Source organism: Pseudomonas sp. XS1P51 (genome assembly GCF_054897845.1).
In genome coordinates, this window is sequence record NZ_CM142707.1 from 5638572 (window position 1) to 5658686 (window position 20115).

17 protein-coding genes and 1 pseudogene are annotated in these 20115 nt (G+C 52.5%); 10 read left to right on the plus strand and 8 right to left on the minus strand.

Features of this window, described 5'->3' with window-relative positions; translation table 11 throughout:
• The first annotated feature begins 295 nt into the window (after window positions 1-295).
• Together ACYZUD_RS26145 and gbdR are read left to right on the plus strand one after the other, a co-directional pair.
• Entirely contained in the window at window positions 296-1672 is a 1377-nt protein-coding gene (locus ACYZUD_RS26145; protein WP_462020798.1) for an L-serine ammonia-lyase, read from the plus strand.
• A 525-nt stretch (window positions 1673-2197) separates the two neighbouring features.
• The gene (gene gbdR / locus ACYZUD_RS26150; protein ID WP_123368585.1) at window positions 2198-3301 is read left to right on the plus strand and encodes a choline metabolism transcriptional regulator GbdR; all 1104 of its coding nucleotides are present in this window, start codon (window positions 2198-2200) and stop codon (window positions 3299-3301) included.
• 112 nt (window positions 3302-3413) lie between these two features.
• Here gbdR and ACYZUD_RS26155 read toward each other — a convergent pair whose 3' ends face one another.
• From ACYZUD_RS26155 to ACYZUD_RS26180, 6 genes are all read right to left on the minus strand, one after another.
• A complete protein-coding gene (locus tag ACYZUD_RS26155; RefSeq protein ID WP_462020799.1) occupies window positions 3414-3677 on the minus strand; it encodes a hypothetical protein in 264 nt (87 codons plus the stop codon).
• 380 nt (window positions 3678-4057) lie between these two features.
• Window positions 4058-5221 carry a gamma-butyrobetaine dioxygenase gene (locus ACYZUD_RS26160; protein WP_462020800.1) on the minus strand — a complete coding sequence of 388 codons (1164 nt, stop codon included), beginning with the start codon at window positions 5219-5221 and terminating at the stop codon, window positions 4058-4060.
• 24 nt (window positions 5222-5245) lie between these two features.
• A complete protein-coding gene (locus ACYZUD_RS26165) occupies window positions 5246-5722 on the minus strand; it encodes a thioesterase family protein (protein WP_462020801.1) in 477 nt (158 codons plus the stop codon).
• 142 nt (window positions 5723-5864) lie between these two features.
• Window positions 5865-6830 carry an L-carnitine dehydrogenase gene (locus ACYZUD_RS26170; RefSeq protein ID WP_429511716.1) on the minus strand — a complete coding sequence of 322 codons (966 nt, stop codon included), beginning with the start codon at window positions 6828-6830 and terminating at the stop codon, window positions 5865-5867.
• A 141-nt stretch (window positions 6831-6971) separates the two neighbouring features.
• A complete protein-coding gene (locus ACYZUD_RS26175) occupies window positions 6972-7859 on the minus strand; it encodes a 3-dehydrocarnitine:acetyl-CoA trimethylamine transferase CdhC (protein WP_017341199.1) in 888 nt (295 codons plus the stop codon).
• Between the two features lie 73 nt (window positions 7860-7932).
• Window positions 7933-8877 (minus strand): choline ABC transporter substrate-binding protein, encoded by a 945-nt coding sequence (locus ACYZUD_RS26180; RefSeq protein WP_462020802.1) that lies wholly within the window; start codon window positions 8875-8877, stop codon window positions 7933-7935.
• Window positions 8878-9071: 194 nt separating this feature from the next.
• Between ACYZUD_RS26180 and ACYZUD_RS26185 the strand changes: the two genes are divergently transcribed.
• Entirely contained in the window at window positions 9072-10016 is a 945-nt protein-coding gene (locus ACYZUD_RS26185) for a GlxA family transcriptional regulator (RefSeq protein ID WP_462025119.1), read from the plus strand.
• A 161-nt stretch (window positions 10017-10177) separates the two neighbouring features.
• Here ACYZUD_RS26185 and ACYZUD_RS26190 read toward each other — a convergent pair whose 3' ends face one another.
• Window positions 10178-10594 carry a DUF3010 family protein gene (locus ACYZUD_RS26190; protein WP_462020803.1) on the minus strand — a complete coding sequence of 139 codons (417 nt, stop codon included), beginning with the start codon at window positions 10592-10594 and terminating at the stop codon, window positions 10178-10180.
• 18 nt (window positions 10595-10612) lie between these two features.
• A pseudogene (locus ACYZUD_RS26195) lies at window positions 10613-10774 on the minus strand (helix-turn-helix domain-containing protein); the annotation flags it as partial.
• 588 nt (window positions 10775-11362) lie between these two features.
• Between ACYZUD_RS26195 and ACYZUD_RS26200 the strand changes: the two are divergent.
• The 7 genes from ACYZUD_RS26200 to ACYZUD_RS26230 all read left to right on the plus strand — a co-directional run bounded on the left by ACYZUD_RS26200 (window position 11363) and on the right by ACYZUD_RS26230 (window position 20103).
• Window positions 11363-12766, plus strand: coding sequence for an ATP-grasp domain-containing protein (locus ACYZUD_RS26200; protein ID WP_462020804.1), 1404 nt, complete (start codon window positions 11363-11365; stop codon window positions 12764-12766).
• Complete coding sequence (locus tag ACYZUD_RS26205) at window positions 12767-14329, plus strand: asparagine synthetase B family protein (RefSeq protein WP_462020805.1); 1563 nt, start codon at window positions 12767-12769, stop codon at window positions 14327-14329.
• A gap of 5 nt (window positions 14330-14334) precedes the next feature.
• Window positions 14335-15447, plus strand: a complete 1113-nt coding sequence (blsG, locus tag ACYZUD_RS26210) for an arginine 2,3-aminomutase (protein ID WP_051414796.1) — start codon at window positions 14335-14337, stop codon at window positions 15445-15447.
• Window positions 15448-15522: 75 nt separating this feature from the next.
• The gene (locus tag ACYZUD_RS26215; protein ID WP_462020806.1) at window positions 15523-16362 is read left to right on the plus strand and encodes a hypothetical protein; all 840 of its coding nucleotides are present in this window, start codon (window positions 15523-15525) and stop codon (window positions 16360-16362) included.
• 118 nt (window positions 16363-16480) lie between these two features.
• Complete coding sequence (locus tag ACYZUD_RS26220; RefSeq protein WP_462020807.1) at window positions 16481-17740, plus strand: MATE family efflux transporter; 1260 nt, start codon at window positions 16481-16483, stop codon at window positions 17738-17740.
• Window positions 17741-17868: 128 nt separating this feature from the next.
• Complete coding sequence (locus ACYZUD_RS26225) at window positions 17869-18957, plus strand: aspartyl/asparaginyl beta-hydroxylase domain-containing protein (protein WP_462020808.1); 1089 nt, start codon at window positions 17869-17871, stop codon at window positions 18955-18957.
• Window positions 18958-18975: 18 nt separating this feature from the next.
• Window positions 18976-20103: a pyridoxal phosphate-dependent aminotransferase gene (locus ACYZUD_RS26230; RefSeq protein WP_462020809.1), complete on the plus strand. Its 1128-nt coding sequence runs from the start codon at window positions 18976-18978 to the stop codon at window positions 20101-20103.
• The last annotated feature ends 12 nt before the right edge of the window (window positions 20104-20115 follow it).

Consider the following 20115-nt stretch of genomic DNA (forward strand, 5'->3'; position numbering starts at 1 on the left):
CTGACGCCTACAGGGTGCGTCGTAACCAGTACAGGGATGGTCGCATCCAGTGTCGGTGACGTCGTTTACAGCTTTTTTCAGGCCCGTTTACTCCTCTGAACCGCAAAAAAACGGCGAAAACGCAGCGTCAAAGGCTCGCGGCGTTGGTGGGCATGAGTGCGTCGGTGTGAGACGTCGAACGACACGGTAAAAGCCTGATGATGCGGCCATCCCGACGGATTGCAGCTTGAGCGTAGCAGCTCCGTCACTGGGCGCTTTTGCGTCTGGAGTTGGCACATCCAGGAGTTCGGCAGTAATGGCTATCAGCGTTTTCGACCTGTTCAAAATCGGCATTGGCCCTTCCAGTTCACACACCGTGGGGCCCATGCGCGCCGCGGTGCTGTTCGTGCAAGGTTTGCGTGAGCAGGGTCTTTTGGAGCAAGTACGACGCGTCGAAGTTCAGCTTTATGGTTCTCTGTCGGCCACCGGCATCGGTCACGGCAGTGATAACGCCGTGATCATGGGCCTGATGGGCGAGTGGCCGGACGCGATCGATCCGTCGCAAATCGGCATCCGTATCAACACCTTGCGCGAAACCCACACGCTGTTGCTCGACGGTCGTTTGTCGGTCCCGTTCATCTGGGCCCGGGACATGCGCCTGATCGACGAGAACCTGCCGTTCCATCCCAACGCCATGACGCTGATCGCCGAGGGCGATGACGCTGAGCTGCATCGCGATACTTACTATTCCATCGGCGGCGGTTTTGTCGTCGATGAAGCACAAGCCTCCAGCGGCGTGGTGGATCTGGATCGCACGGTGTTGCCGTATGACTTCTCCAGCGCCGTCGAACTGCTCAGCCTGTGCCAGACGCACAACCTGCGCGTGGCCGAATTGATGATGGCCAACGAGAAGGTCTGGCGCAGCGAAGAGGAAATCCGTGCCGGCCTGATGAAACTCTGGCGCGCCATGCAAGATTGCGTCGAACAAGGCCTCAAGCATGAAGGCATCCTGCCCGGTGGCCTGAACGTACGCCGTCGAGCAGCCAGGTTGCATCGCAGCCTGCAAGAGCTGAACAAGCCCAACGTGATCGGCTCGACGCTGAGCGCGATGGAATGGGTCAACCTGTTCGCGCTGGCGGTCAACGAAGAAAACGCCGCGGGCGGGCGCATGGTCACGGCGCCGACCAATGGCGCGGCGGGGATCATTCCGGCGGTGCTGCACTACTTCATGAAGTTCAGCGAATCGGTAACCGACGCTAACGTCGTCGACTATTTCCTCAGCGCGGCAGCGGTGGGGATTCTGTGCAAGAAAAACGCTTCGATCTCCGGCGCGGAAGTCGGTTGTCAGGGTGAAGTCGGTTCGGCCTGTGCGATGGCGGCGGCCGGGTTGGCGGAAATCCTCGGCGCCACGCCGGAGCAGTTGTGCAATGCGGCGGAAATAGGCCTGGAACACAACCTGGGCCTGACCTGCGACCCGGTGGGCGGGCTGGTTCAGGTGCCGTGCATCGAGCGCAATGCGATTGCCGCAGTGAAAGCGATCAACGCGGCGCAGATGGCGCTGCGGGGCGATGGCCAGCACTTTATCTCGCTGGATCGGGTGATCCGCACCATGCGTGATACCGGTGCCGATATGCATGACAAATATAAAGAAACATCGCGGGGTGGGTTGGCGGTTAGTGCAGTTGAGTGCTGAGACCGGGTTGACCCCTTTCGCGAGCAGGCTCGCTCCCACATTGGATTTGTGATCGACGCGGATCAAGTGTGGGAGCGAGCCTGCTCGCGATAGCGCCAGACCAGTCAAAACTGCGCGCTAAATGAACACCCGATTCAAGACGCGCCACGTTTTGGCGCGTCGCTTACAGATAAGCCGCAGACCCGAGGGAAAGGATCCAAACCAGCCCCGACCGTCCATCACCTGTGCTTGCGGTGACACTCTCCCTCAGTCCGCCGCAGCCCTGTTCCCACAAGTGCTACCGATTTGCTCACACGCAACGGGGCAGAGCGCTTGCTGCCATTGATGGCACTTAAATCCCACACTCTGCGCGTGTCATATCTAGACACATCACGACGTCGTTTTCAGGAGTTATTGAACGCGCATTCAATTTTAGGCATGGCAATTGCTCTGTCATTACAAAGCCCGTCTCCCACGCGAGAACGATGGCAATAACAAGAGCCTCCGCCTGAGGCCATCACCCGCTTTGTGTGAGGAGATACCGCGATGACGACGTTCAACTCCGGGGCTCAACCCCAGAACCGTGCGCCTCAATCCATCGGCTTTTTGCTGCTGGACAATTTCACGCTTATTTCTCTGGCCTCCGCAGTGGAACCCCTGCGCATGGCCAACCAATTGTCCGGCCGCGAGCTGTATCGCTGGACCACGCTCACCGTCGATGGCGGTCAGGTCTGGGCCAGTGATGGCCTGCAGATCACCCCCGACGCCTCCATGCACAAAGCGCCCCCGATGGACACCATCATTGTCTGCGGCGGTATCGGCATCCAGCGCACCGTCACCCGTGAGCACGTGTCATGGCTGCAAAGCCAGGCGCGTCAGTCCAAGCGCCTCGGCGCAGTCTGCACCGGCAGTTGGGCCCTGGCCTGCGCCGGTCTGCTGGATGGGTTCGACTGCAGCGTGCATTGGGAATGCCTGGCCGCGATGCAGGAAGCCTTCCCGCGTGTGGCCATGAGCACCCGCTTGTTCACCCTCGACCGTAACCGTTTCACCAGCTCCGGCGGCACCGCGCCACTGGACATGATGCTGCACCTGATCAGTCGCGATCACGGTCGCGAATTGTCGGCCGCAATCTCGGAAATGTTTGTCTACGAGCGCATCCGCAACGAGCAGGATCACCAGCGCGTGCCGCTCAAGCACATGCTTGGCACCAACCAGCCGAAATTGCAGGAAATCGTGGCGCTGATGGAAGCCAACCTGGAAGAGCCGATCGACCTCGATGAACTGGCGGTGTATGTCGCTGTGTCGCGTCGTCAGCTGGAGCGGTTGTTCCAGAAGTACCTGCACTGCTCGCCGTCGCGTTACTACCTGAAACTGCGCTTGATCCGCGCCCGGCAGTTGCTCAAGCAAACGCCGATGTCGATCATCGAAGTGGCGTCGGTGTGTGGCTTCGTATCCACGCCGCACTTCTCCAAATGCTACCGCGAATACTTCGGCATTCCGCCGCGTGACGAGCGCGTAGGCTCCAACACCACGCAGCAAGTGGCGATGATGCCGCTGCCGCAAGCACTGGTGCTGTCGCCGTTGTCCGGGCCGTTGTCGGCGCTGAGTCAGGCGCGCAATGAATCGACTTTCGCCAGCGTAAGGCTTTAAACCGAGGCGCCTTCATCGCGAGCAGGCTCGCTCCCACAGGTTCTGTGTCAATGCACCAATTGTGTAAACGCAAAACCACTGTGGGAGCGAGCCTGCTCGCGAAGGGGACCTATCAGGCGCTACGGCTCTGGATGAATGGCACCAGCGCCGGCAACAATTGCTGGTCGATCGCCTTGCGCACATCCGGAAGAATGGTCGCACTGCTGGTGTACATCTGCTCGACCATACCCTTCAGGGCCTTGGCCCTTTCCTGACTCAAACCGCGCACCGCGCATTCACAGGCCTGCTCGGGCGTGGCGCCGCTGGCCACCTCAAAACCCAGGGCCCGCAACTGGTTCAGCAGGTCTTCCTGGTCAATCAAATCGGCGTGCATCATGACGCAATCCTTCTTCAGGGAACGGTGTCGTGGCTCGATTCTGGTAGGGGCGGGAGGTGGCGGCAAGGGCGATTTGTCGCAATGGCCGCAATACCTATGAACAGGTCGTTTTCGGCTAACTTGCCTACGGGCGGAGTGGGCACACTGGATTCAGCTGGCTTCACGAAGGTTTGGTCACCCTCGCGCAACGGCTCCTCAACAGTACCCACCTCTGCCCCGATCCTGTCACGGCTTGATCGGGTTTTTTTTGCCTGTGAATCCGGGAAATGTGTGTTGCTTGGGCGGACGCATTCGCGAGCAGGCTCGCTCCCACATTTGATCTGCATCGTGCACAAATCCACTGTGGGAGCGAGCCTGCTCGCGAAGAACGATGACGCGGTTTAACGTTGCAACACGAGGATCCGCGACAGCAATTCATCACGGTCGACATAGCAACCCTGGAAATGCCGGGCGCCAGTGGCCGGATCAAACGCATTGCGCGCGTGGAGGGTGCGGCGGTTATCGAAGCACCACAACTCGCCGGGATTGAGCCTTTGCATCAGCCTGAACCGCGCCTCGCGGGTCATCGCAATAAAGCGGCGGTAAGCGCGATACAGCTTGGGCATTTGTTCCACCGACGCATCGAACGGCCCCCGCAGAAAGTTCGCCATGCGAATCTCCGACACCTGCCCCAACGCATCCAGGGCGATGATCGGCGCGAGGCAGCGGTAGTCGCTGTGACGGTCTTTATTGCGAAACTCCACGGGGATTTCGCAGAGGCTTTTGAATGACTCGGGATCTTCCTGACGCAAGGCTTCGGCAATGGCAAAGCCATCAACGAAAATACTCTCGCCCCCGTCCGCGTCATTGACCAGGCAATGCAGGAATTGCAGCCCCGGTTGCAGCTCCCGGGTCGGCAGGTCGCTGTGCAACGGCAGATTGAAGGCGGTGTAGGCATTGCTGTCGGCATCGGCCTTGGATTGCACGTTGAACAGCACACCGAAATTGCTCTCGCGGATGAAGGAAATCCGCTGGGCGATCAGCTTCAGCGAACCGGGTTCGGTGGGCACGCCACGCACCTGGGTCAGGCCGATATCCCGTACAGCTAAAAGCCACTGCAACAACGCGTCGTTGTCGTTCATCAACGCCTGGTATTCGAACACCGGCAACGACAAGTCGCTGCTCCAGAGCCTGGATTTTGGCTTGCCGGCCCTGCGTTCGGCGCGGGACTCGTCGTCGTAGGCGTGGGCCCGTAACCAGCCCGGGTCGAAGCGGCTGAAGTGACCGTCCTGCCACTGAACGCAGAGACAACCTTCAACATCGACGCTTGTCTCTGCGGGCATCAGGTTTTCTGCAACATCGACGATTTCCAGCACTTGCTCGCGGGTCACCGTGTAGACGCACAGCGGGCACGGGCAGTTGTCCCGCAGCCACTGATGATGGAAGGGACTGACACGGTCATCGGCCCACTCCACCAGAACACGATCCGCCAAGGCCTGCACGCCCATCAGCGCGCTGATCAATGGATACGTACGGAAGTCGGCAAAAGCAGCGGCGGTGTTCATAGCGATCTCCTTATTCTGGGGTGACTACTTTGCTGGGGGTAAAGCGATCACGCGACCAATGTAGGCGGGGGCGGGCAGATCGGCTTGTTCGGTGACGATGGCTTGCAGTTTGCTCAAGGTGTCTTCGCTGAACGGTGCCGACCGCGGGCCGGCGAGGTCGACGTGGAGCAGCATTTGCTCATTGCCCGCCAGCTCTTTGTCATCGCCCGCCAGATGCAGGCTGTGATACAGGTGCAGGCGTTTACTGTCGTGGTCGATGACCTGGGTATGCACTTCAACTTCGGCGTCCAGCTTCACTTCGTGCAGGTAATTGAGGTGCAGTTCGAGGGTGAACAGCGAGTTGCCGCTGGCTTCGCGGTTGTTGCTGTCCATCCCCAGGCGATCCATCAATGCGTCGGTGGCGTAGCTGAAAATCAGCAGGTAGAAGGCGTCGCGCAGGTGGCCGTTGTAGTCGACCCAGTCGGGGATGATTCTGGTTTGGTAGGTGGTTAGAGCGGGCATGATGAAGGATCCAGAATGTGTGGTGACTGGACTGCCGCTATCGCGAGCAGGCTCGCTCCCACAGGTGACCGGGTTGTATCAGACACCTGCAATCAAATGTGGGAGCGAGCCTGCTCGCGATGGGGCCGGTCCTGTTGGTGCATTACTCGCTGAAGGCCATCCCATGCTTCTCTTTGGTGGTTTTCACCGCTTCCAGCACCGCCAGCAGGCAATCATCACGATAGCGCTCCAGCGCCGAAATGCTGTGCTTGCCCAACTGATCACTGGTGCCATCCACCACGTCATCGATCAACTTGTCGGTCAGCTCCGGCGCCGGCAGGTACGTCCACGGCAACTGCAGCGCCGGACCGAATTGCGCCATGAAGTGACGCATGCCCGCATCGCCACCCGCCAGGGTGTAGGTCAGGAAGGTGCCCATGAACGACCAGCGCAGACCCGCGCCAAAGCGAATCGCATCGTCGATTTCACCGGTCGTCGCCACACCGTCGTTCACCAGGTGCAGCGCCTCACGCCACAGCGCTTCGAGCAAACGGTCGGCGATAAAGCCTGGCACTTCCTTGCGCACGTGCAGCGGACGCATGCCCAGGGATTCGTAGACTTTCATAGCGGCTTGAACGGCTTCCGGAGCGGTGTTCTTGCCGCCGACCACTTCCACTAATGGCAGCAGGTAAACCGGGTTGAACGGGTGCCCGACCACGCAGCGTTCCGGGTGCGTCGAGCTCTCGTAAAATTCGCTCGGCAACAACCCCGAAGTGCTGGAACCGATCAATGCATTGGGTTTGGCCGCCGCACTGATTTTGCTGTGCAGTTCCAGTTTGAGATCGAGGCGTTCCGGGGCGCTTTCCTGAATGAAATCCGCATCGCGAACACATTCTTCAATCGTCGCGACAAAGCGCAACCGATCCTGCGAGGCGCCGGGTGCCAGACCTTGTTTCTCCAGTGCGCCCCAGGCATTGGCGACGCGTTTGCGCAAGGCCGCTTCGGCGCCGGGCGCCGGGTCCCAGGCCACTACATCGAGGCCATGGGCGAGGGCGCGGGACACCCAGCCGCTGCCGATGACACCGCTGCCCAGGGCGGCGAAGGTTTTGATTTCGGTGATAAAGCTCATGGCGACTTCCTGAATTAGGCTCAAAAAAACGGTGGGAGCGAGCTTGCTCGCGATGACGCCGGGACATCCATGCATCATCTGCGGCAGGAAAACCGCCATCGCGAGCAGGCTCGCTCCCACAAGGGGAAAGGGTGATTCGGTTTAGCCGCGCTTGGTCAGGCCCATTTTTGCCCGGCCTTCCGCCGGCGTCAGGACGCGAGCGCCAAGGCGGCTGAGGATTTCCGAGGCGCGTTCGACCAATTGGCCGTTGGTCGCCAGTACGCCTTTGTCCAGCCAGATGTTGTCTTCCAGACCGACTCGCACGTTGCCGCCGAGCAGCACTGCCTGCGCGGCCATCGGCATCTGCATGCGCCCGATGCCGAACCCGGCCCAGACCGCATTGGCGGGCAGGTTGTCGACCATGGCTTTCATGGTGGTGGTGTCGGCCGGCGCGCCCCATGGGATGCCCAGGCAGAGCTGGAACAGCGGGTCGTCAAGCAGGCCTTCCTTGATCAACTGTTTGGCGAACCACAGGTGACCAGTGTCGAAAATTTCCAGCTCGGCTTTCACGCCCAGCTCTTGAATGCGTTTGGCACCAGCACGCAGCTGGGCCGGGGTGGACACGTAAATGGTGTCGCCGTCGCCGAAGTTCAGGGTGCCGCAATCGAGGGTGCAGATTTCCGGCAAGAGTTCTTCGACGTGGGCCAGGCGGGTCAGCGGGCCGACCAGATCGGTGTTCGGGCCGAACTCCATCGGGTTCTCGCCAGCGCCGATTTCCAGGTCGCCGCCCATGCCGGCGGTGAGGTTGACGATGATGTCGACGTCGGCCTCGCGGATGCGCTCCATCACTTCGCGGTACAGCGCCACGTCACGGCTGAACTTGCCGGTTTCCGGGTTGCGAACGTGGCAGTGGACCACGGTGGCGCCTGCCTTGGCGGCTTCCACGGCGGCTGCGGCGATTTGTTTCGGGGTGACCGGCACGTGTGGGCTCTTGCTGGTCGTGTCGCCAGCACCGGTGAGTGCGCAGGTGATGATGACGTCGTGGTTCATGAGGCGGTTCCTTACAGGCGTGATGATTCCGTTCGCAGCCCGGTCGGGCTGCGAGTCGGTGGTTCAATCGGGTTTATTTACTGGTTAGTTGCAGGTTTTCAGCGGCCGGTTTGCCGTCGAAGGTGGTCACCCCTTCAAGCCAGCGTTGCTGGTCTTGCGGGTGATCCTTGAGCCATTGCTTGGCCGATTCGAAGGCGTCCTTGTGATCCAGCAGCGGCTGCATCATCCGGCTCTCGTCTTCGGCGGTGTAGGTGAGGTTGCTCAGCAAACGACCGATGTTCGGGCATTGTTGCGCGTAGTTCGGCGAGGTGACGGTCCAGACCGTGGCCATGCCTTCATTCGGGCCCAGGGCGTCTTCGCTGCCGGTGAGGTAGGTCATCTTCACGTTGACGTTCATCGGGTGCGGAGCCCAGCCGAAGAACACAATGGCTTCATTGCGTTTGGTGGCGCGGGTCACCGCCGAGAGCATCCCGGCTTCACTGGACTCGACCAACTGGAACTTGCCGAGACCAAACTGGTTCTTGGCGATCATTTCCTTGATCTGGGTATTGGCGCCCGAGCCTGGCTCGATGCCGTAGATCTTGCCGCCCAGTTCTTTCTCGAACTTGGCGATGTCGGCGAAGGTTTTCAGGCCCTTGTCGGCGAGGTAAGTCGGTACGGCGAGTGTGGCGCGGGCGTCCTTGAGGCTTGGCGCTTCAAGCACTTTGACCTGCTTGGCATCGACGAACGGGGTGATGGTCTGGGTCATCAGCGGGTTCCAGTAGCCCAGGAACACGTCCAGGCGCTGGTCGCGGATCCCGGCGAAGATGATTTGCTGGGAAGCGCTGGTTTGTTTGGTGTTGTAGCCGAGGCCGTCGAGCAGTACCTGGGTCATGGCGCTGGTGGCGATTACGTCGGTCCAGTTCACTACGCCCATGCGCACGTTCTGGCACGACGCGGGTTCGGCGGCCATGACACTGGCGCTCAAGAAAGCGGTACCGCTGAGTGCAAGAACACAGCTGCTGATCAGTCGTTTCATGTCGGGTTCCTCGGCAGGTCATTATTGTGGGGCCCGGCATCTTCGTGCGCCGGTGATGCCAAGTTACGCAGCTAAGCCCCCGTGAAAGCGCACAGCGGCGACCAGCTCTTGCACTGCAGCGACCTGACCTCTTGAATGCTATCGACAACTGGCGTATCAACGTCTCCACGCTACCCGCCAACCGAGTGCGCTCCATGTCCCAGGATTTCTACTTCTTGTTGATGCCGGGTTTCTCGGCCATCGGTTTCATCTCGGCAATCGAGCCGCTGCGGGTCGCCAATCGCTTTCGCGGCGAACTGTATCGCTGGCATGTGTTGAGTGCCGATGGCGGCGCGGTCTTGGCCAGCAACGGCATGTCGGTCAACGCCGACGCGGCGCTGGAACCGCTGAAAAAAGGCGCGACGTTGTTGGTGGTCGCCGGATTCGAACCGCTGAAATTTGCAACCCCGGCACTCGAACATTGGCTGCGCCGGCTGGACAACGAAGGCGTCACCCTCGGCGCCATCGACACCGGCAGCTTCGTCCTCGCCGAAGCCGGCCTGCTCGACGGCCATCGCCTGACCCTGCACTGGGAAGCCATCGACGCCTTCAAGGAGTCCTATCCACAGCTCAGCGTCACTCAAGAGCTGTTCGAGATCGACCGGCGGCGCATCACTTCTGCGGGCGGCACCGCGTCCATCGACCTGATGCTCGACCTCATCAGCCAGGCCCACGGCCCGGAACTGGCGATCCAGGTCAGCGAACAATTTGTACTCGGCCGCATCCGCCCGCGCAAAGACCACCAGCGCATGGAAGTCGCCACGCGGTATGGCATCAGCAACAAGAAGCTCGTTCATGTGATCGGGGAGATGGAGCAGCACAGTGAGCCGCCGTTGAGCACGCTGGAACTGGCGGAATCGATCAAAGTGACGCGACGGCAGCTAGAGCGACTATTTCGCCTGCACCTGAACGACACGCCGAGCAATTTCTACCTTCGGTTAAGGCTGGAGAAGGCGCGGCAATTGTTGCGTCAGACGGACATGAGTGTGCTGGAAGTGAGCATCGCCTGCGGCTTTGAATCGCCGTCGTATTTCACCCGCAGTTATCGGGCACGGTTTGCGCGGTGTCCGCGGGAGGATCGGCGTACCGTCCAGGCATGATCGAGAGCTTGCCTGAATACAGATTCGACAACGCCGAGTAACCCTGTGGGAGCGGGCTTGCCCGCGATGGGGCCCTGTCAGTCAAACCTGCATTGCCTGACCCACCGCTATCGCGGGCAAGCCCGCTCCCACATTGTTTCTTCGTCGTCTGTAATGATGGGTTACTTCTTCAGTAGAGCTGAACAGGCAGCCTTGTAAGCCTCATGCTGATACTTGTTCAGCGTCGTCGGCAGTTCAAAATCAAACTTCTTGTTCTGTGCATTGATGGTCTGCGGCGACAGCAGCATCACCTCGCAATTCTCCAGCAACTGAAAAACTCCTTCGATCTTGAACGTGGTCGGCCCACCAGCGAATTCGCCTTTCTTGCTGCGCTTTTTGATCGCGATCCGGTCAATGGAGTTCTCGCGCACAAACGACGCCACCTGAGCGGCAAAGACTTTGACGTTCGCAGCTTCCTCATCATCGTCGAGGGCAATTTTCTTGGTGGTTAGCGCAACGTGATTCAACGCCTGACCGTCGAGGGCGGCCACGGCGATGATCGCTTCGCTGCCTTTGATTTCGATGCCGCAGAATTTCATGTCGATCCCTTTCACAGCCTAAAGCTCAAGTTGATTAGCGGTAATACCAAACGCCGCTGCTATTTTTTCGCGAGTGGCCTTCCGAGGCTTTGAGACGGTCTCTTGCTGGGCAAATGCCGGCTGAGAGACACCCATCCGTTTGGCCACTTCATCCTGTGTAAGGTTCAAGTGCTTGCGCCATGGAGCGCTGTCCGAGGGAAGATCAACGGACTGTGAAAGCTTGATTGAAATTGTCTTGCGCCTTATCGAGCAGAAATTTCTGTAGGATTTTTAGTGTCCATTACTACGAAGTTTCCTTTTCCTTCCTGTGACTGTGAATTCGGCGGTACGAATTACTTAGTTTGTGCCGCATCATTCATGGATACCCCTTCACAGTTAAGGAGTCTGTAAATGAATGCTCCCCTCTCCCCTTTGTACACCAATGAAGCCTCCCCTGATTTTCTTCGCAGCCAAGAAGATTACCTTTTCTCGCAGTAACTTGAAGGTGCGAACAAAGACGTCTTGAGGGTTATTGAGCAACAACAGGCTTACGCCAACGCTCATCCGCCCACAGCTATCTACCGTGTGGCAACTGCGGGCAGCCAGCCTCGTAATGGCAGGAGGATTCAGCGTGCAACTTCGTCGTGGGAGTTTACATAGGATAACGGCCAACAATTACGTGGTGCGCAGAAAGTTATGCCATTCCCAAAAGATCTCCACTGATCATGCGTGTGTGACAAACAGTGCATACAATGCTCGCTATCTCATTTTACAACAACGAAAATGATCATGGACCTATATATGAAGCCGGAAATATTAATTTTCATAGATAACGACTATCTATCAACCTCACTATATTTGTATAGAAAATTGCACTTTCAAGCCGCAGCAAAAGAAGGTATCAGATGCTTAACAATAATCGCAAAAGATAGCAAAAATATTAGGGAGGCTAGCGATGAAAGTGATGAAGTTGTCTTGGTAGATAGTATTGAAACTGGCGAAGTACTCTGCGCAGTAGAACGTTTAAGCCGAACATATAGTGTGAAAGGACTGTTTTGCTACCCAGCGCATGTCACACCGCGTGGGGACGCTAACCATGTAGTTGAAGATATCGCTAGGCAATGCGGGCTTAAATATTACAGCGCCGAGCCGCTAGAGAATTGTAACAATAAGTACTTAATGCGTTCGCAACTTAGCAATATAAAGGGTGTTAGGTCGGTAAATTTCAGGCTCTTCAATGGAGATTTCGAAACTATAAATGATCTTATATTTCCCGTAGTGATGAAGCCGGTATACGGGGGCGGCTCGGCGTTTGTCTCGATATGTGATGACCGAAAGAGTCTTGAAAAAGCATATAATCACTTCAGACAAAGATTTCCTGACGTGCCTGGAGCCTATTCTTTCTCGGGAGCTGAAAAATGGCTTAGTTCTCCAGAAGCAGGCCCTGTGCTATATACGCCGGGCGTTTCCGTGTTAATTGAAGAATTCATTGAGGGGCCTGAAGGTTCTTTAGAATGCTTGGTTATCGACGGGAGCATTCACCCGATGTTGATATTTGAAAAGATGATAACAAGCAACACCTCCAGTACGGTTTTAGAAAAGGTCATAGTTACTCCACCGCAAAGCTTTTCTAACGACCAGATATCGGTGATCGTATCAACTATTAGCAATTCTATAAAAGCACTGAAGGTAAAGAACGGATTTTTACACGTTGAGTTCAAATTATCCAAAAACGGCCCCCAAGTGATTGAGGTAAACCCGAGGCTGGGCGGGTTCTTCGTGGACGAAGCACTTAAGGATCTGTGCTCATGTGATGCGTATGCCTTAAACGTCAATTTCATAACAAATAAGCCAGTAACCATAGGGCACCATTTGGCGGATGACCTTCCGATATTGCCGGAGGACGCCGTCTACGCGATGCTTCTATTCTATCCAACTCGCTCAGGCTACATCAAAGCTATAAAGCTTCCAGAAATTGATTCTGCGTGTGAGATTTTATCGCAGGTACTGCCTACTACTAACGGCCACAAAGATGGATTCTTCGATGTAGAGAACGAAGAAGCTTATATCGCAAAAATGTGGGTGAGGGCAACGTCTATAGACGAGATACTTCACGTCCATAAAGAGTATGAGAGAAACATTAAAGTCGAAACATCTGAATATCGCGAAGACAAAATACTGGAGCAGTGCTAGATGTGCGGGATAGCTGCGATATTTGAGACTTCTACCCGCTCTAATGAAAAGCGCGACTTTGAGGCTACTTTATTAAAAATGTTGGGGAGAATCTCCCATAGAGGCGCTGCTGAAAGCTTTGGAGAGCGTTTTATATTTTCTCATGCTGCTATTGGTACCAATCGCTTGCCTATCGTGGAGAGAGAAGACAACAATCAGCCGTTCATAGATAACATTTCTGGTCGCGCAATTATATTTAATGGTGAAATTTACAACTTGAATGAGTTGCAATTAATTTTATTATCACACGGAGTAAAGTTTTTAGGCTGTTCAGATACCGAGCTAGTTCTTAGGGCATATGCTCACTGGGGGGAATCTTGTCTGACCCGACTCAATGGTATATTCGCGTTTATTATCTACTCACCGGGAGACAACACTGTTTTCGCTGCGAGGGATCGGCTGGGCGTAAAGCCTCTATACTTGACTCAAGAAGGAACTGTCCTCTATTTCGCATCGGAACTGAAAGCACTAATTGGGTTGACCAACAAGACACAAGAAATCCTCCCTGGACATTATTGGGTGGACGGTCGACAGAACGCATATTATTTAATTAGCGAAAGCATAGGGCCGCGACTAGATTACAAGTCTACGGTAAATAAATGCAATGAGCTACTGCACCTCTCGGTAAAGCGTCAAGTCAATACTGATCTTCCGATAGGCGTAGTTTTCTCTGGCGGGCTAGATAGCGCAATAATTCTTTATCTTGCTAACCTATACCATAAGAACGTCACCGCCTACACGGTCGGAGTGACTGGCTCAGCTGACGTAGTATTCGCGCAGAGATTATGCAAAGAACTTGGCATTAAGATAGTTATTTCTGATGTTGATCGTGTAGATCTGATGCAGTCTATTAGAACCAGCATATATGTATCTGAACAATTTGAACCCGTAGATATAACTGATGCATTAACTATACATTCTGCTTTCTCCCGAATGAAAGAAGACGGGATTCGTATAGCTCTATCTGGAGATGGAAGTGATGAGCTATTCGCTGGTTACGACTTTTTTCAAGGGGCAAGTGACCGTCGTGCGCTTCAGCTACATAAAGTTAAGAACTTGTATCGAACTGATCTACAGCGTGTGGATAGAATGAGCATGTTCAATACAGTGGAATGCCGTGTACCGTTTCTCGACAAAGATCTTTTCGATTTTATAATATCGGCACCGATGGAGTTCCATGTAAGAGATGATTTTACAAAAGTTCTACTGAGGGACGCTTTTTCCCTCGAATTACCAGATTATATCACTTGGCGACCAAAAATGAGGATGTCTGAAGGGTCAGGTATAGGCGGACTGATCTTTGACGTACTTCAATCAATAAATGAGAGCCTGGATAGCAAGCCTTTTCCATTAGAAGATAATGCAATTAATAATGCTGCTTTGATATTCCAAGAGTTCGGCTTTGAGCTTCCAGACAATCGATATAAGGTACAAGGTCTCGACTATCATAGCGGCGGATGGACGACCTCGACAACTAAAGACATTGATAAAAACCTCGTCAGTTCCCCTACCAGCGAAGGATAATAAAAATGATTATTGCAAAGGATACTTTGAGTAAACAGGATTTACTGTCTTCCGACCAATGGGGCGACCACAAATTTCAAATGAAGAATGCCATTCGCACCAAGGCTCAGCTGGAAGCCTGGGTAACTCTCAGTGATACAGAATTGAAGGGCATTGAGCAAACAGAGAGCCAGTATAAGTGGATGATTACTCCATATTATGCATCACTGATGGACGAGACCAATGAGAATTGTCCGATTCGGCTGCAAAGCATACCCCACCCAAAAGAAGTTGATGAGAGTAATCAGCAGGAGGATGTAGACCCGGTGGGTGATATGGTTTATATGAAAACCAGACGCGTCGTACATAAGTATCCAAACCGAGTCATATTCCTAGTGTCGGATACTTGCCCAGTTTATTGCAGACACTGCACTAGAAAGTTTCACACAACTGATAAGTCAGGCAGTTATTACAACAAAGAGCTTCCCGACTCATATGATCAAGACATAGAGTACATCGCAAACAACAAAAACATCAGCGACGTATTACTTACTGGAGGCGACCCGCTAATTCTTTCCGATAAGCTTTTGCATAGCATTATCTCTAGGCTCAATGCGATCCCCCACGTAGATTTTGTACGCATTGGCTCACGGTACCCGGTTTTTCTTCCGCAGCGGATAACAGATGATTTTTGTAAGATGTTGTCCGAATTCAAATCAATCTGGTTTAGCACCCATTTCAATCATCCCGTGGAAGTGACTCCTGAGGCCTTAAGCGCGATAGATAAACTTCTTTCCCACGGTATACCGGTGCAAAACCAGACAGTGCTGTTGCGTGGTGTGAACGACGACGTCGAAACACTTAGAACGTTGAACCGGATGCTGGTGAAAGGCAGGGTAAGGCCTTATTACCTATACCACGCGGACAATGTTCAAGGCGTGTCGCACTTTAGGACGTCGATAGAAAAGGGCCTTGAGATTATGGAGCAGCTGCACGGTTATGAAACTGGTTTCAGCGTCCCACAGTATGTTTACACCACTAAACTTGGGAAGATCCCTTTGAATAACCAGTACTTCTATAAACTTGGCTCTAAGAATTTTGTGCTTGGCTATGATCATAAAACGCTTGAAATCCCTTGAGGTCAACTGACTCGCGAGTGGGTCACTACCTGGTGGCTTTGAAACTAAATAATTTACCATTTCTTCGGTACAGATATGATATTTACTAAATTAGACTACTCAATGTTAAGCCCGGAATCTATTGTCGCTCAATTTAAAGAGGACTTTAGTTTTTCATCTGACGTCACAATATTAGACCTTCCTAAAGCCAATCAACAGCGACCGACGCCGAAACATTGGAGAGACGACTGCCATTCAAACTACGATGATTTATTTCTTCAGCTTTCAAGGCATGTTGGTGATGTCTTCGGTTATAGCGACCTGCAGAACGGTAAGCTTGTTCAAGAAATATTCCCAATCTTCCAAGATAGAAATAAGCAGTTGGGAAGTGGTTCTGTGCATTTAGAACTGCATACTGAAGACCCCGCTTTACCTTATAGGGCAGATGTACTAGGTTTTTTATGCGTAAGAAACGACGATAAAGTCCCCAACTTGCTGTCTTGCCCAGATTTTTCAGCTGTTGATGCAACACTCAAGCACAGGTTAACTGAGAGCCGTTATACCATTCTTTCCGACCGACCTTCTACGATCGAATATAAGCCAACAGCTCTAGAGACGGCGGTGTTGCAAGAATCACCTACCGAGGGCTACAGCTTCATTTATGATCCTGTCTACGTTGACTACAGCAAAATGTCTCACTACGAAGAACTAGATTTTAAGGATTTTATCAAGCTGGTTGAGTCAGCAACCTTTGACTTATCAATGAACGAAGCACAGGTTTTGTTTATCAACAACTATAAGTGCGCTCATGGCAGGCCACAATTTACGCCAAAGTACGATGGAACGGATCGATGGCTGAAAAGAGTACAGATTTCCAAGGATGTGTCTAAGCACCTAGACCGGGAGTACAGTCTTGACATCATCACTTATATATAACCGTGTCGCGAGGCTTTCCCGTAGATATACATCCGAGATGCGCGAGAGTTCCCGGCTCTCGCTAGCCTTTGTATCTGGCAATATCGCGCATGTGATTATTGCGACTACGGACGTAATAATGGCTGGATGGATTAGTACCGAGGCGTTAGCTGCGTCGACTTTGGCACAGGGCCTCTACTATCTTCTGTTTTTATTATTTTCCGGGCTACTCATCTCTACCATCCCGTTTATTACTGATGCATTGGGATCTAAGGCAAAAGAAGAACAATATGCATCTGTATCGACCAGCTGCATTCAGCTCATAGTAGCTGCGTTTTTAATATGCTTAGCAATGCTCTATTTTACGAAAGAAATATTAGTTTTTTTTGGCCAGGATCCGCTTTTGTCTCTCGAAGCTCAGAGATACATGAATAGCCTGATGTGGAGCATCGGCCCAGCGATTTTATTTGTACACCTCAGAAATGTTTTATCAATAATGGGATCAGCGCGATATACAGTTATCGCAATTATTATAGCAGCGATCTTTAACTTCGTTGCTAACCTGATTCTAATATTTGGCTTTTTGTGGATACCCCCCTTGGGTTTGTTCGGTGCAGGTATCGCCACGACGCTAACAAACATTTTGCTTTGTATATTGCTGGTCATATTAGGTTTAATGAATCCGCAGTTCGGGGAGCGGCAGCACTGTATAAAATTGACAGTAGTGAGAGGGTGGTTGATGCTGCCTATTTTAAGAAACGGTATTCCGGTCTCTTTAACGCAGGCAAATGACACTCTATTTTTCTTCATCCTCACAATCATAGTGGGTAAGTTTGGAATCGTTGCGTTGGCTGCTCATGGTATCGCAATGCAAGTTCTTCAAGTCGTATTTACAATACCTAATGGCATTTCTCAAGCTTCTACTACGAGAATAAGCCTCTGCTCTCCTTTGGGTGTGTATTCGCGGCGGACGAGTGACGCCGGATGGAGTGCTTTATGGCTCGGCTGGATAGTACTCACTGTAATATCTTCTATCCTGATTATTTTTCCCCATGATATTGTTCAGCTATTTGTTGCTCGCGGTGAAGGTGGAGATGACGAGCTTATCAAGCTATCTAGCCTTTTTGTCTGCATTTTAGGAATCTTCCATTTCTTTGATGGAAGTCAAATGGTACTGCTCGGTATATTTAGGGGCTTGAAACAGACCGTCTTTCCGATGTTGCTTTCGATTATTTGTTTTTGGCTAGTGGGACTACCGCTCGCTCTCTTCTTGGCATTTTATACTGACCTAGGAGCGGCGGGTGTATGGTGTGGCGTAGGGCTTGGACTTATAGCGCTGTTCTCCCTACTTCTATTTAGATGGATCCGATACAAGGCTCCGGCGCAGGTTGCGGCATGAGAAATCTATACGGCATTCGAGGTATAAATTACATACTGAAACACAGTATATTCGTGATAGCTTACTTAGTATTACTATCTATATTACTTATTCTGGCGGTACCGAAGGGTTTTTTGTCGATATATTCAGTGTCTTACTACTGCTTGTTATTTTTTCTTCTCTATTCCATCAGCGCTTGGCCGATTATTCGCTCCCAATTTGATATGCTCAATATCGTCGTACCTTATTCCACCGTGCGACGTTTTAGTAGCTACACCTGTTGGCTCGTTCCGCTCTCCATTTTTACGTTGGTGGCGGGACTCTACAGCAGAACTGAATTAGTCGGATTTGGACTTTTACTATCAAGCCAGTTATTACTACTTTGCCTCCTAATCTGGTTATATGCGACGGTTGTGATTACCTGCAGGTCTGCTCTAAAGTGGCGGGAACCTGTGCTCACATTATGGTACGAGGCATTAGATGAGCTTGGCGATATTGATGATAAAACTCGCGAGTGTATCCTCGATCTAATTGAGTCGGAATTTCATGGAAGAAAGTTATCACGCCCTAGCCGCCTATCCAACGGTTTGCTTAAGCCTGTCATGCCTATACCTTATGCTACGAATATAAATATCAACGGATTTAAGTCGTCATTCGGACTCAGAAAGCCTCTTTGGTCTAAAGACGATTTCTGCTTCCTCTCAGGCATTGATACGCTTCTTGCCGAGATGACGCAGGAACTAATCCAGCTCTATGAAAAACACAAGAACACCCAGGAAAAATATCCCTTTCATGGCGATCCTTTGTGGAAATCAGTTCCACTTTATAAAGGAGGTCAAAAAGTTGCTGTATACGCTGACCTTGTTCCAAATACGATTCGCTTTGTCGAGGATGTTGTGCCAGGCGCTACTATCAGAGAGGTTGTGCTTTCAAGTCTAGAACCGGGCGGTCACATCGAGCCGCATTTGGATTATGTTTATCCTATGCTGACGTTACATCTTCCTATCCTTTGCGCTGACGATGGGTTATCTGGACTGAGAATCGGGGAAGAGATCGTTAGTTGGAGAACGGGTGAAATAGCAATCATTGACACGACTTTTCAGCATGAGTCTTGGAACCATAGTGAATGTACTCGTGTAAATCTGATGTTTGATTTCTGGCCCGGGGACCTGAGCCCGTCGGCGAAAGCTTTTTTCACTGAAGTTTACTCGCGGCAGATGCTGCGACACTTAAAATAATTACAGTTGGTGAAAATCATGTCAAACCCGAGCCAGCAGTTATCGAAGGTCTTGAGTGAAGGTCCTAAAATACGTGACTTAATTCAGATGCACGACGGTGAGCTCAACCTTGAAGTCCCGCAGGAAGTTTCTCGCGCGACGATTGACGCCTTAATAAATGGGCATACTGGCTATTGTAATCTTACTGGCATAGATGTTTTAAAAAACGCGTTGATCGAGAGATGCTTTCAACAACATAGTAAGTTGTGCGACCCAGCCGAAATTTTAGTTTCTAATGGTTCAAGCCAAGCTTTGTTCATGTTGATGAAATGCATATTATCCAACGCGGACGAGGTTCTGATTCCGAATCCATGCTGGCCCGCCTATAGATCTTACATAGAACTTAACGGGGGTATTGCTGTCGATTACGAAATGGGAAATAAGGGTCTCGACATAGTTGAAATTCGCAAGTTGGTGACTCTCAAAACCAAGGCGTTGATTATTAACTCACCTCACAACCCCACTGGCTTGATTCTCAGTCGACAAGATATTCTAGTATTGGTGGCGTTATCTCAAGAGTATGGCTTTCTACTCATTTCCGATGAAGCCTACGAAGGCATCATTTTCGGTAGCGGTGAATATGTTAGCCCTCTGGATCTTATGGTGGACTCTAGCCTGCTGGTGGTTACACGTACGTTCTCAAAACTGTTCTCTATGTCTGGTTTTAGAATAGGCTATATGTACGCGGATAGAAAAATCATCGACCGATGCTCCACGCTTCAGGGCGTCATGACGGACAATGCGTGTACATTTGCGCAGCACGGTGCCTTGGCAGCTATAGCGTTGCCTAAGAGCATTCTTAAAAAACGTGTTGATGAGTTGCAACACCGAGCCTATTACTGCCATCAATTATTAAGCACTACGTTTGACATTGTACGGCCGCAGGGTGGTTTCTTTCTATTTCCTGACATTTCCCGAGTATTGGGTGCTACTTGGAATTCGGATACCCAATTTGTAGACGATCTCCTCAATGTAAAATCCGTTTCGACCACGCCAGGGTCTTCTTACGGTATGAAGGACCATATCCGCATCTCTATTGCTTCCGTAAATGAAGCTGAAATTAAAGAAGCATGCGGGAGAATTATTGATCTTGTCCACCATCGCTGATTTTCATACGAC

Excerpts from the sequence above, each read along its gene's own strand:
- ACYZUD_RS26145 (WP_462020798.1), top strand. The coding sequence starts at position 296 with ATGGCTATCAGCGTTTTCGACCTGTTCAAAATCGGCATTGGCCCTTCC.
- gbdR (WP_123368585.1), top strand. The coding sequence starts at position 2,198 with ATGACGACGTTCAACTCCGGGGCTCAACCCCAGAACCGTGCGCCTCAA.
- ACYZUD_RS26155 (WP_462020799.1), bottom strand. The coding sequence starts at position 3,677 with ATGATGCACGCCGATTTGATTGACCAGGAAGACCTGCTGAACCAGTTG.
- ACYZUD_RS26160 (WP_462020800.1), bottom strand. The coding sequence starts at position 5,221 with ATGAACACCGCCGCTGCTTTTGCCGACTTCCGTACGTATCCATTGATC.
- ACYZUD_RS26165 (WP_462020801.1), bottom strand. The coding sequence starts at position 5,722 with ATGCCCGCTCTAACCACCTACCAAACCAGAATCATCCCCGACTGGGTC.
- ACYZUD_RS26170 (WP_429511716.1), bottom strand. The coding sequence starts at position 6,830 with ATGAGCTTTATCACCGAAATCAAAACCTTCGCCGCCCTGGGCAGCGGT.
- ACYZUD_RS26175 (WP_017341199.1), bottom strand. The coding sequence starts at position 7,859 with ATGAACCACGACGTCATCATCACCTGCGCACTCACCGGTGCTGGCGAC.
- ACYZUD_RS26180 (WP_462020802.1), bottom strand. The coding sequence starts at position 8,877 with ATGAAACGACTGATCAGCAGCTGTGTTCTTGCACTCAGCGGTACCGCT.
- ACYZUD_RS26185 (WP_462025119.1), top strand. The coding sequence starts at position 9,072 with ATGTCCCAGGATTTCTACTTCTTGTTGATGCCGGGTTTCTCGGCCATC.
- ACYZUD_RS26190 (WP_462020803.1), bottom strand. The coding sequence starts at position 10,594 with ATGAAATTCTGCGGCATCGAAATCAAAGGCAGCGAAGCGATCATCGCC.
- ACYZUD_RS26200 (WP_462020804.1), top strand. The coding sequence starts at position 11,363 with ATGGACCTATATATGAAGCCGGAAATATTAATTTTCATAGATAACGAC.
- ACYZUD_RS26205 (WP_462020805.1), top strand. The coding sequence starts at position 12,767 with ATGTGCGGGATAGCTGCGATATTTGAGACTTCTACCCGCTCTAATGAA.
- blsG (WP_051414796.1), top strand. The coding sequence starts at position 14,335 with ATGATTATTGCAAAGGATACTTTGAGTAAACAGGATTTACTGTCTTCC.
- ACYZUD_RS26215 (WP_462020806.1), top strand. The coding sequence starts at position 15,523 with ATGATATTTACTAAATTAGACTACTCAATGTTAAGCCCGGAATCTATT.
- ACYZUD_RS26220 (WP_462020807.1), top strand. The coding sequence starts at position 16,481 with ATGGCTGGATGGATTAGTACCGAGGCGTTAGCTGCGTCGACTTTGGCA.
- ACYZUD_RS26230 (WP_462020809.1), top strand. The coding sequence starts at position 18,976 with ATGTCAAACCCGAGCCAGCAGTTATCGAAGGTCTTGAGTGAAGGTCCT.